The sequence below is a fragment of the Bacillus mycoides genome (genome assembly GCF_018742245.1).
Taxonomy (GTDB): domain Bacteria; phylum Bacillota; class Bacilli; order Bacillales; family Bacillaceae_G; genus Bacillus_A; species Bacillus_A cereus_U.
In genome coordinates, this window is sequence record NZ_CP036132.1 from 3,087,849 (window position 1) to 3,099,966 (window position 12,118).

The following is a 12,118-nucleotide window of genomic DNA, read 5'->3' on the forward strand; positions in this document are numbered from 1 at the left end:
TTTCTCATTGCTTTATTCATTTTTCCAGGTCCCCTATTCCCCCTTACTATTGCAAGGATTATTTAGGCGAACTATAAGTTGAAGAGTTATCCTCAAACGAGTCAGTATTGCTATACCCTTTAGCTCAGATTTCAATTGTATCTTGCTTTTGTTTCCCAAGTTCTGCGAAGAATGATGTCGGTATCGTTAATGTAGTAAATGCTACACCAGCAATTATGATTTTTTACTGTTCATAAGTTGCTGATTTTCCTTACTATTACTCTTTTGTTTTGATATATTAAATACATACTACGTCACACTAAAAATTAAAAGACAGACAGGAGTTAAATACGATGATAAAAGGTTTCGGAGGAATATTTTGGAGAACTAAAAATCTTGATGTTATAAAAAAATGGTACAGTGAAGTGTTGAAGATTGAAATAGAAAATTGGAATGGGACTGTGATTAAACCCGAATTAGGAACTGAGACTATCTTTTCTTTCTTCACTGAAAATGACAATTATTTTCCAACAGAACAACAAGTGATGTTGAATTTCCAAGTACATAATCTAAACGAGACTATTCAGCATCTTGAACATATTGGTGTACCTCTTGAAAAGAAAGAAGAGATTAGTGAATTTGGAAAGTTTATTTGGATTAAAGATCCTGAAGGTCGATTGATCGAACTTTGGGAGAAATAGCCGGTTGCAATCATTTACTATTAAGCTAACGAGTGCTTTAGTTCAATAAAAAAAGTTAATTCCTTTGAAGTGCACCTCCGATTATTAGACACAGTCTAACACTCGGAGGTGCACTTTTTTATGGATTAAAACTTCTTAGTGTTGTAAATTCGCATTTTCCTGTGTGTTAGCTATTGATAACCCTCTTTCCTCCATCATTTGCACCAGGTTAGGGAAGCTCAAATTGTACCGTAGATACCATCTTACTGTTAATAAGATTAGTTCAGGCTGATAATGCTTCCATTTAAACAAATTTTCCTTTTCCATACTAATCACGCACCTGTTTTAGAGTCATACTTTCAATATGTCCAAGCTTAAGAGATTACTTGCAAGAGTCTTGAATTTTTCGCACCAGAACCATAAAAAGTCATCCTATTATTTCTAAAAATTCTATAAAAATATTGTCCCACACACAAGATTAAGTGGCCTTATATATCTAAATGAAAAAATAACCCATACTTCATTGACAATCACATTAAATATCTGAATTTTCCATATATTAGAGGGTATTACTCAAACAACCTCGAATATTGTAATAAACATACATAAGGAGGTTGACCTATTTTGTTTCGTTCATTTACAAATGGATGTGTTGCCCTTGTGCAGCGTTTCTTACCAGAACCGTTTATTTTATCATGCTTATTAACCGTTTTCGTTATCTTCTTCGGCATGTTTGCAACGCACCAAACACCGGTCGAAATGATTACGCATTGGGGCAATGGAATTTGGGGACTTCTCGCCTTTTCTATGCAAATGGCTCTTGTACTCGTGACAGGATCTGCATTAGCAAACGCTCCTCTTATTAAAAAGGGATTAACAAAAGCAGCGAAACTACCGAAAACGAATGGACAAGGTATTATTGCAATTTCAATCGTAAGTTTACTAGGAGCGTACATAAACTGGGGATTTGGTATTGTTGTATCTGTTTTATATGCAAAAGAAGTGGCAAGACAGTTAGAAGGATTAGATTATAGGTTGGCAATTGCTTCTTCCTACTCTGGATTTCTTATTTGGCATGCAGGTCTTTCTGCTTCTATCCCTCTTACGTTAGCAACAGGCGGCGAAACGTTAATCAAAACGACAGCTGGAAGTATTAAAGAAGCGATTCCAATAACAGAAACGTTATTCTCACCATACGCTCTCGTTCCAGTTATTATCTTTCTCGTTACGATGCCTCTTATTAACCGGGCAATGCATCCAGATGAAAAACATACAATTACAGTAAATCCTAGCGTGTTCCATGAAGAAGCTGCTGCTCAAGAAGTGAAGCAAAATACGTTCGCTGAAAAAATGGAAAATAGCATAATTATTACACTTTGTATTGGATTATTAGGTCTTATTTATATTTTCAACTACTTTTATACGAAAGGCTTTAACCTTACACTTGATATCGTTATTTTCATGTTATTGATTGCTGGTCTTATTTTCCACCGTACTCCGATTCAATATATCCGCGCTTTCTCTGACTCAACTAAGAGTGCTTCAGGCATTTTACTTCAGTTTCCGTTCTATGCTGGAATTATGGGGATGATGATTGGAGTAAATAGTGAAGGTCTTTCGCTTGGAGGAGCTATTTCTACTTTCTTTATTAGCATTTCAAATGAAACCACATTCCCGCTCTTTACATTTTTAAGTGCTGGAATTGTTAATATTTTCGTTCCATCTGGAGGCGGTCAATGGGCAGTGCAAGCACCAATTATGATTCCAGCTGGCGCTGAACTTGGTGTACCTGCCGCGAAAACAGCGATGGCAATTGCATGGGGCGATGCTTGGACAAATTTAATTCAACCTTTTTGGGCATTACCGGCATTAGCGATAGCTGGTTTAGGCGCTCGTGATATTATGGGATTTTGTGTTGTTAACTTACTATATGCAGGATTTATCATTAGTCTATGTTTCTTATTTATTTAAACGAAAAGCTAGTTTTATACTAGCTTTTTTATATAATAAATCATTCGTTATCTATACAGCTTATTACCTTCCTCCACTCTACCTCTGCATGATTTAATGCTTCATATGTAAACAAATCTTCACACACTTTTCCAATCATATGAGGATTGTTCTTAAGGAAATTCCACTGCAATACTTTAGGAAGAAAATATGTTTCATATTCTTTACTTCCCTTTATTACCTCATCAACTTCTCTTTCACAAATCCCTCTTATTAAATAATCATTTCTTAATTGTATCTGAATTTGTTTTAACGCTTCACTACACTTCTTCAATTGGACTAAACACTTAATATACGTACGAAAAAGTTCGTCATCATGCTTACAACACTTTATAATACGATCGATTTCATTCATAATGTACGAGCCGCTTCTTCTATTTGTAATAGCCATTTTTCACGCTTCGTTACTTTACTCGTTTTCACAGATTGAAAAACTGACCGTTTTATATCGCGAATACCACAAAAACGTAAAATCCCTCTTTTCATCATAATCCAATCTGCTGATCGATATAATAGTGCTACGTACCATAATGGTGAGTCTAACGTATTAATAACCCACGCCTTCTTTCCTTTAAATAAGCCTTTTGGTAATGACCCCTCATATTTATAAGCAAATCCAGCTACAAAAATACGATCGATAAATCCTTTTAAAATAGCAGGCATGCCCCACCACCATATCGGATATATGAAAAGAAGAATATCCGCCGCTTTCACTAATTCTCTATATCGCTTCGTCTCTTCTTCATTTAGTAAATCACGTCTTTTCTTCTCTTCATTAAATACAAGCACTGGATCAAATTGTTCTCTATACAAATCAAGTATTGTAACAGAATGATTTGTTTCCCCAAGTCCTTTTTGCACATGCTCTAAAATTGCCCCGTTTAAGCTTGAAGGATTAGGATGGGCATATATAATTAGTACGTTCACTACAAAACAACTCCCTCTTTAGTTAATCTTTCCCCTTCTTTAACATCTTCTCTACAATTCGCACATTTTTCGAACTTTGTAACAAACGATTTAATACTGTTAGTAACTCTTCGTTTTCTAAACCGTTCAGTTTCTCTTTAACCGTACTCTCACCAGCACCTTGAATATCGTAAACAACTGCCGCCATATGTTTACAATAATTTTCGTACGGACACTCGCAGCTACTTTCTGCAAAATCTTCAAGATCAATAACTACTTCATAATTTCCTGCATTACCAGTAACGAAAGCAAATACTTTCTTGTCGTGTATTTCAACATCTTCTACATGTCCCTCTTCATAATATTCATAACCTCTATCTATAATGTACTTTGGAATCCATTTCGTTATATCGTTTAATAAATAAGCGTACATAACAACACCTCTTCCTTTAATTCCCTTTTGACTTCCAAAATCCTGCATGTTATTCTAATAACTGTCAAGTAGCGAGTCTACGTGACAAACGACTGACACCTATTCGGCGAAGGTGTCTCTTTTCATTTGCAGCCGATATGAAGTGCCTCTTTCAGGCACATTCAATCTTTGACACTACACACTCAACACCATTCCCTGTATCAGGCTGCTTTAGCAGTCTTTTACGCTACATACTTCGTTATTTCAAGACAAAAAGAGAGCTTAGCTCCCTTTTCCCGCTTTATAAAATACCCCTTTTTCAGCATAGCGATATTCATCATCAGCTAAAGTAATTTTCCCATCCAGTTTGAGTTCATCTAATAGTCTTGATAAATAAAATTGATGTAACATTTTTTTAGTGAATTTTCCTTCATGATGCGAAACGATATGTTCTTGAATATCTAACAATGATATTGGCTTATCTTGCTCTATCATATATTCATAAACTGTACTACGCAGTTTTACGTATTTTTCGAGTGTCACAGTACTTCGCAACCCCTTTCTTCTTATTATATGTTTTCGTAATCGGTTTTTTTGCAACAAAAAAACCTCTCCGATAAGAAGAAGTTACGTATATCTTCGTCTTATCTCCCAGAACAAAAATGTTCTGCTGGAATTAGCACCTGCATCGCGGTTGCTGGGTTTCATCGGGCCAGTCCCTCCACCTCTCTGGATAAGAAAATATTCACTTAAATCTTACTATACGCAATTTTATTATAATTGTCAAATAAAGTGAAACTTTAATCAATGGGGAGTGATCCATCCCCCACTGATTATTAGTCTTCACCAATCGGGCATTTACGGACAGCCCGACTCCCACTTCTTTGAATTTTGATATAGACGTTTTACTGTCCACAAATAGCGGGATAAATATAAAAAATCATATTTTCTTCTTTATTGTTCATACTACAAAAAGATGTACAAAAGGAGGCTACTACGTTGCAAAAGAATGCTCGTGGATACGTACAAGATTCTTTTCAATCCTTACAAGAAGCAAAACATTGTTTAGAAGATGCATTACAAACTGTTGAAGAAGATTTTAATCGTGCACGTATTGAACAATCCCTTTACGCTGTAGAACAAGCATTACAAAGATGCGATTATACCGTTCATATTTTAGAACAAGAATGAAAACTTCCCATCAAAAGATGGGAAGTTTTTTTTCAAATGGCATACTTCATCATTATTACCGTTATGATTAAAAAATATACAGAATTAACAATTTCTAAAATCCCTACTTTTAATATAGAAATCTTTTTGCCATACAACATAATGGCCCGAATTACACTTGGTACAAATATGAGTGAACACCACGGATTTATAGTAAATACGATTACCGTTAATATAATATGATATCCCCAAGATATAAAACGATACTTCGGATTATTTTTTTCACGAATCATCGTTTTCACATAAAACGTACTTCCTAAAAAATATAGAAATGAAATAAGCGCAATGAATAATGCGGTTCTATCAATAAATTTCATTGAGAAATAATAACTTATTAAGCCACCTATACAAAACACAATAATCGCGCAAATATCATTTAGTAATGCTCGTTCATTTTTTTGACGAGCATAATACATATTTACAATAAACAATGGAATCATTAATACTGCGAATAAAAGAATTCGCCATTCATATAATAAAGAAATCATCCCAAATACAAATGCAATGATAAAATAAACAATTGCAGCGTGTAGAAATTCTTTTTTTCGTCTTTGCCTTATGTACATGAGAAATGGATAAGTAGCTAGATAGATAAAGAACCAGGCTAAAAACAATGGGATATGATAAAAAGTAGGTTTACCAAGTAATACACTTAATAGAAATGGTATGACAAGCATCGCCCATGCACCATGTTGCTTCGGAATAACTAACTTCATTAACTATACATCTCCCCCTTGAAAAAAGTTCTCACCTACTATTATACAAATAATTTTATAGGATAACGGATGTATATTGGATCTATTTTTTGACAATAAAAAATGCTCCTTACAATATGTAAGAAGCATGAAAGAGGCAAACGAATATGTAAGTCGCGACCCTACCTTATATGAATATGCTTTTCTATGTCACCTTATGCTCATCTAATATACCGTATTTCTTTTTAAATCTTGTGAGGATCGTAATCCATGACGTACTAAATAACAGCAGGAAAATAACATTCGATATCGCATGACTAAGATCGAAAGAAAAACTTGCGACATAGTAAGCAATAACTGTTTCCCACGTTGCTTCCTGTACAAAACCAAGAAGACCCCATAAATTCATAATCCAGCCAAATAGAAATCCAACGGCAAATCCATATATGAGTCGTCCCCATAGTTTTTTCATCAAAAATGTATTTCGAAGTAATCCTGCTATAAACCCGATCATGCCCCAAGAGAACATTTGCCACGGAGTCCACGGACCTTGTCCTAAAAAAATGTTAGATACAATAGCCGCCGTTGCCCCAATCATAAAGCCAGTTTCACTCCCAAAAACAATTGCAGAAACGATAATGACAAAAGAAGTCGGTTGTACACTCGGTAAAATAGAAAATGGTACCCGGCTAACCGCTGCAATCGCCGCTAACACAGCAACGATAACAATTTCACGTGAAACAAACGCCTTCCTTTCAAAACGGACATAGAAAGGTAACATAATGATAGCTAATAAAAACAAACTACTTACCATGTAATACCCGTCCATAATAAGAGTCGTAAAGAGTAGTGTGCATATTACAACAGCAAAAATAAATATTATAAATGCAACATATCGTTTGGACACGCTTCGTACACATCCTCCCACGTTAATGCAAATGGCAACTCTCTACGGATGAATCTATTAATAGATGTTGTATAAAAGAAGTTACCACTAAAGAATTCTTTCGGAGCATCATTCATAATGACCTTCCCGTCAAATAACATCATGCACTGATCTACATACTTTGCTGCAAATTCAATATCATGCGTTGCCATTACAATTGTTGTACCTTCTTTTTGCAACTGTTTAAATAGCTCTCCTACTCTTTCCTTTTTCCATGGATCTAATCCCTTTGTCGGCTCATCCAGTAATAAGAAAGTTGGCTTTGACAATAACGTTGTACATAATGCGAGTAGTTGCTGCTCTCCGCCGCTACAATCATGTGGATGGCGCTCTTTAAGTGAATCTAACCAGAATTTTTCCAACATTTCTTCTGCTATTACTTTTCCCTCTTCGCCATATAATTCACGCGCACGCTCATAAACCTCTTCCCATACTGTATCAAATGTAAAATGATAGTACGGATGTTGCGATACGTACCCTATACTTTTAAATCGTTCTTTCGAATCAATTTTATGTATCACTTTTCCATTCCACTTTACCTTACCTCTTCTAGCTTTTTGCAATCCTGCTAAAATCGTTAACAGTGTAGACTTCCCAGTTCCGTTTTTCCCAACTAGAGCTGTCCATTTTCCCTTTTCGATGTTCACTGTTAAATCTCGTAAAATAAGTGGACTATTTTTTTCATATTGAAAAGATATATGTTCTGCACTTAAAATTACTTCTTGCTTTTCACATTGTTCTACTTGCCCATTCCTATATGATATCGCTGAAAAATCATTCATTTTCATTTGCGCTTCTCGCACTGTAAATGGAATCTCTTTCACATTCCACTCTAAAAACAATCTTGGAATTTGCGGAATGAATGGACGGAACTTTTCTACTTCCCACATGTTCGCTATAACCGTTTTAGGGCTACCATCATAAACTATTCGGCCCTTATCCATACAAACGACACGAGTCGCTAGCGACATCACCTCATCTAAACGATGTTCACTTAAAATAATCGTAATTCCAAGTTCTTCATTAATACGCTTTAACAATCCTAAAAACTCTTTCGCTGCAATCGGATCTAGTTGTGCTGTCGGTTCATCCAGTAATAGTAACTTCGGCTGCATAACTAATACCGCCGCTAAATTTACTAGTTGTTTTTGACCACCAGATAAAGTATGAACAGATTGATGTAACAAATCTTGAAATCCTAAAAAGCTAATGAGTTCCGCTATTCTTTGTTGAATAATATGTGATGGTAGCCCGATATTTTCTAAAGAGAATGCTAATTCTTGAATAACTGTATCCATTACGAGCTGATTTTCTGGATTTTGAAATACCATACCAATTTCTTGTGCAGATAATAAATCAGGTACTTCTTCTAATAAAGCACCATCATAATATGTATGTCCAGAACGCGTGCCAATTGGAAGTAACTCCTTTTTGAAATGCTTTAATAAAGTTGTCTTCCCAGAACCTGAACCACCAGCAAGTACTATAAATTCTCCTTTTTGAACAGAAAGAGAAATATGCTGTAACGCTTCTTCATTTTCATCAGCATATATAAATGATAAATTCTTTATTTCTGCATGCGCCACCATATCCATTCCCTTCCTTCCATTACAATCGGTAAACTAATAAACATCATAAATAGGAAAAACATCATTCCATCATATTGCTGGAATAGTATTGATTCCACTTTCGGATAAATGATCAACTTTCCTCCACCATAATAACTAAATATGAATGAGGTTATAAGTAGAATACTTAAATAACTTAGCGTGTACCAATCGCGTCTTTCCATTCTATATCGAATATAAGTCGTACGCTTCGTTACACCAAATCCGCGAGCTTGCATAGAATCTGCTGTTTGTAGTGCATCTTCTAACGAACAAACTAATAACACTTGAAGTAACTTCATCCCATTTTTTATACGCTCAATGAGTGAACCCGAATCTAATTGTACACCTTTCGTTTTTTGGACGAGTGTAATTTTCTTTAACCGCCTAATAAACAAAGGAACAAATCGCACTGTAATCATCGTTAACAATGCAACTTTCGGTGAAATTCTTGAAAACAAATATAAAAATTTATGACTCGAAATAATATCGTTATAAGAAGCAAACGTAAACATAATCGTAACTAATAATAGCCCCATAACAAGCCCAAACATAACTGCCTCAAGCTTAATCCGGCTATCTCCTAACCAAAATAACGTAGTCGCCCCTCTATGTGTTAATAGAGAATTAAATAAAATTACCATTAAAAAGAATACAATAGCACTCGGCAGCATGTTTCTTATTTTCTCGCCATTTCCTTGCACTATATTTAAGATTACTACTAGTACAATCGCTCCAATTAAAAAAAGAGGATGAAGACACATCATACATAGTATCATCACCCCAATATAATAGAAAAAATTCACAAAAGGATGTAAAGAAGAAAAGCTTATTTTCATAGTCCTTTACCGAATATCCCTTCTTCATTTAGTATACATACACCCACTCGACTTTATCTCCAGGCTTAACTGTAACTACACCTGCGCTACGGTTCGGAAATGCACCGTTCACACGATATTTCCATCCACTATTATCATTTACATCTTTTTCATATAAGTTTTCAATACCTTTTACGTAAACATCACCTTTAGATCCACTCGCATCAACATCTAATCCTGTACTCTTTAGCACACTGTAAACTGTATCGCCTTCTTGAACATCAACCTTTTTCGCAGCTAATAAGTACCCTTCATTTCCTTTTATCGAGATAGTGACTTGTTTCGCTTTAGGTTCTGGTGGTACTGGTGGTGGTACTGGGTTTAGTGGTGGTACCGGTGTTGGCGGAGTTGGTACACTATTGTTCTCTTCTGGATTTTTCTTTTGCTCCTGCTTCGGTGTTTCTTTCGGCTGATTAACAACCTTCGCTTCTTCTTTTACTTCTGGTGCTTTCTGCTGCTGAGGTTTCTCTTCTTGTACTTTTTGTTGTTCCGGTTGTTTATTTGCAGCAGGCTGTTCCTTTGGTTTCTCTTCCTTCTTTACTTCAGGTTGTTCCTGCACCTTTTCTTCTTTTTGTTTCTCTTCTACTTTTTGTTCTTGTTTATCTTTCTGCTCTTCTTGTGGTTTCTGTTCCGGTTCAGCTTGTTTCTCTTCCGGTTTCGGCACATCTTTTTGTTCTTCCTGTTTCGCTACTTCTTTTTGCTCTTCTTGCTTCGGTTCTGCCTTCTTCTCAGGTTTTACAGCCGTTTCTTCACATCCGGCTAATAATCCCAATGAAAGAATTAAAGAAATGAACCATTTCATTTTACTCATGCTGCCCCTCACCTTTCATAATAAAGTGAAACTTTAATGAGTGGAGATTTTGTTCATCTCCACTCATTATTAGCCCTCACCTTTTATAATAAAATTAGGAGCAAATGATTGCTCCTAATTTTTGTTAAGCTGCTTTACGTCTCCATAATACATATGCAGAAGCGATACATAATACACCCATACCTACTTGTGCAGCTGCACTATGAGAAGATGCTCCTGTTTGTGGTAATTGATTCTTATTCTTATTTGTTTCTTTATTAACTCGTTCGTTATTTACAACAACTTTCAGATTTTCATCTTTTGGTTGTTTTTGTAACTCTTCTTGTTGTTTCGGTTGTTCTACAACTTCTTTTTCTTCTACAGTTGGCTCTGGTTCTACAATTGGTTTCGTATCGATTTCATTCTCTACTACATTTGACCAATCATAAATCGATTTTCCAAGCTCTTTAAACTGAAGTAAAGCTAAAAATGCTTGCTCTGTAGCCATTCCACTACCGTTTTGATCACTTGGTAACCATTTGAACTCACCATTTGGAAGCTGATATGACATTAAATTTTGTACTGCTTTATTAAGACGATTGTGATCTACATCTTTAACTAACGATAGTCCAATAATTGCTTGTGCAGTACTATTAGAATTCTCTTGTCCATCAGCGGCAAAACCACCATTACCTAACTGCTGCTTGTATAAATAATCCACAGCTTTTTGAATAGCTGGCTTAACGTCTTGTTGTTCTTGATAAGGAGCTAATGCTGCTAATACCATACTTGTTACATCAACGTTACTAGCACTTTCTTTACTACTTGAACTATCATACGTCCAGCCACCGTCTGTATGCTGCGCCTGTAAAAGTGCTTGTACTAAAGCAGCTCGATTCCATTTCGCTTCGGCCGGAACCTCATATTTCTTTGTATCTAATGCAAGTAATGTAAATGCGTATCCTGTAACGGAATTCACTTTATCTGATTCAAATAAATTTTGTACTAAATTTTGTCCCTCGACCTTTGTAGGATCTACGTTCATTGCATTCATCATAATAATCGTTCTAGCTAAATCTGTTGCTGAAAAACGATTTAAACGCTTCTTAACTTTTTCAGCTACTGGCTTAACATAGTTTATTTTCGTTTCAAGTGGAACATTTACACCTGAACGAGCAAGTCCAATCGCAATCCAATCACTACCAATTCCATCTTGTAACATCTTTTCTGACGTTTTAGAAATCGCTTCGTTTAATTGTGCGGCTGGGATTTCGATTTTCTCTTGCTTTGGTTGTTCTGTTGTTTTATCTTCTAGTTTTGGTTCTTCTGTTTTACCATCTGGTTTTAGTTCCTCTGTTTTACCATCGGGTTTTGGTTCCTCTGTTTTACCATCGGGTTTTTCTGGTTTCGGTTCCTCTGTCTTTGGCTCTTCTACAGTTTTACAAGTGCCAAATTTATCTAACGTTTGTTGCAATGTTTCTTGACTCATATTGCTCCAGTCTGCGACGTAACGAAATGCAACAACATCCCCAGACTCTAATTTATAACTATCCGCCCCAACTTCTGCAGATTTGTCATTTACATCATACAACCAAGCGCTCGTTGCTCCTGCCATTAATCCATCGATGCCCTTTATATACGTTCCAAATGACATACTTTCAGATGTTACCTTGTCACCCATGACTTTTTGTAGCAAACTAAAAGCTGTTTCTCCATCTTCAATGGAAACTTCTTTCGGACATAACATAATTCCTTTTTGTGATTCACCAATAATTGCAAGTTTCGCTGTCTTTCCTTCAGCAAACGTAATATGTACTGTATTCGCAAAAGAAACAAATACAAGTGCCACTGCCATTAATGATGTAAGCAGCCATTTCTTTAACATTGCCATCCCAAAATTCCCTCCCTTTACTAACATTCACACAAAAAAAGACCCTTTAAGGGTATGCGGTTGACACTCTCTTTTTGTAAGTGTCGAACAAAAA

At 35.7% G+C, this 12,118-nt stretch carries 13 protein-coding genes, 1 pseudogene and 1 riboswitch; of the genes and pseudogenes, 3 read left to right on the plus strand and 11 right to left on the minus strand.

Annotated features, from left to right (window positions below; translation table 11 throughout):
* Positions 1–332: 332 nt before the first annotated feature.
* A complete protein-coding gene (locus tag EXW56_RS15820) occupies positions 333–680 on the plus strand; it encodes a VOC family protein (protein WP_002013943.1) in 348 nt (115 codons plus the stop codon).
* A gap of 162 nt (positions 681–842) precedes the next feature.
* Here the strand turns inward: EXW56_RS15820 and EXW56_RS15825 are convergent.
* Positions 843–986 (minus strand): annotated as a pseudogene (locus tag EXW56_RS15825) (IS6 family transposase); the annotation flags it as partial.
* Positions 987–1,283: 297 nt separating this feature from the next.
* Here EXW56_RS15825 and EXW56_RS15830 point away from each other — a divergent pair.
* Positions 1,284–2,630: a short-chain fatty acid transporter gene (locus tag EXW56_RS15830; RefSeq protein ID WP_002199873.1), complete on the plus strand. Its 1,347-nt coding sequence runs from the start codon at positions 1,284–1,286 to the stop codon at positions 2,628–2,630.
* 40 nt (positions 2,631–2,670) lie between these two features.
* Here the strand turns inward: EXW56_RS15830 and EXW56_RS15835 are convergent, their stop codons facing one another.
* From EXW56_RS15835 to EXW56_RS15850, 4 genes are all read right to left on the minus strand, one after another.
* Positions 2,671–3,024: a group-specific protein gene (locus tag EXW56_RS15835; protein WP_215557225.1), complete on the minus strand. Its 354-nt coding sequence runs from the start codon at positions 3,022–3,024 to the stop codon at positions 2,671–2,673.
* A complete protein-coding gene (locus EXW56_RS15840; RefSeq protein ID WP_215557226.1) occupies positions 3,021–3,596 on the minus strand; it encodes an NAD(P)H-dependent oxidoreductase in 576 nt (191 codons plus the stop codon). Before EXW56_RS15840 ends, EXW56_RS15835 begins: the two co-directional genes overlap by 4 nt.
* A gap of 22 nt (positions 3,597–3,618) precedes the next feature.
* The gene (locus EXW56_RS15845; RefSeq protein WP_215557227.1) at positions 3,619–4,008 is read right to left on the minus strand and encodes an SWIM zinc finger family protein; all 390 of its coding nucleotides are present in this window, start codon (positions 4,006–4,008) and stop codon (positions 3,619–3,621) included.
* A gap of 261 nt (positions 4,009–4,269) precedes the next feature.
* Positions 4,270–4,590, minus strand: coding sequence for a hypothetical protein (locus EXW56_RS15850; protein ID WP_002110869.1), 321 nt, complete (start codon positions 4,588–4,590; stop codon positions 4,270–4,272).
* Positions 4,591–4,628: 38 nt separating this feature from the next.
* Positions 4,629–4,727, minus strand: a riboswitch (SAM riboswitch).
* A gap of 259 nt (positions 4,728–4,986) precedes the next feature.
* Between EXW56_RS15850 and EXW56_RS15855 the strand changes: the two genes are divergently transcribed.
* Complete coding sequence (locus EXW56_RS15855; protein ID WP_002110871.1) at positions 4,987–5,178, plus strand: hypothetical protein; 192 nt, start codon at positions 4,987–4,989, stop codon at positions 5,176–5,178.
* 32 nt (positions 5,179–5,210) lie between these two features.
* Here EXW56_RS15855 and EXW56_RS15860 read toward each other — a convergent pair whose 3' ends face one another.
* The 6 genes from EXW56_RS15860 to EXW56_RS15885 all read right to left on the minus strand — a co-directional run bounded on the left by EXW56_RS15860 (position 5,211) and on the right by EXW56_RS15885 (position 12,024).
* Positions 5,211–5,933, minus strand: a complete 723-nt coding sequence (locus EXW56_RS15860) for a YwiC-like family protein (protein ID WP_002110872.1) — start codon at positions 5,931–5,933, stop codon at positions 5,211–5,213.
* 184 nt (positions 5,934–6,117) lie between these two features.
* On the minus strand, positions 6,118–6,819 hold the full coding sequence (locus EXW56_RS15865) for an ECF transporter S component (RefSeq protein ID WP_070139703.1): 702 nt from the start codon (positions 6,817–6,819) through the stop codon (positions 6,118–6,120).
* Positions 6,792–8,453, minus strand: coding sequence for an ABC transporter ATP-binding protein (locus EXW56_RS15870; protein ID WP_215596757.1), 1,662 nt, complete (start codon positions 8,451–8,453; stop codon positions 6,792–6,794). The genes EXW56_RS15865 and EXW56_RS15870 overlap by 28 nt, the downstream gene beginning before the upstream one ends.
* Positions 8,426–9,304, minus strand: a complete 879-nt coding sequence (locus EXW56_RS15875; protein ID WP_215557229.1) for an energy-coupling factor transporter transmembrane component T — start codon at positions 9,302–9,304, stop codon at positions 8,426–8,428. The genes EXW56_RS15870 and EXW56_RS15875 overlap by 28 nt, the downstream gene beginning before the upstream one ends.
* Before the next feature lie 28 nt (positions 9,305–9,332).
* Complete coding sequence (locus EXW56_RS15880; RefSeq protein WP_215557230.1) at positions 9,333–10,154, minus strand: DUF4430 domain-containing protein; 822 nt, start codon at positions 10,152–10,154, stop codon at positions 9,333–9,335.
* Positions 10,155–10,278: 124 nt separating this feature from the next.
* The gene (locus EXW56_RS15885; RefSeq protein ID WP_252188331.1) at positions 10,279–12,024 is read right to left on the minus strand and encodes a DUF4430 domain-containing protein; all 1,746 of its coding nucleotides are present in this window, start codon (positions 12,022–12,024) and stop codon (positions 10,279–10,281) included.
* Positions 12,025–12,118: the final 94 nt, after the last annotated feature.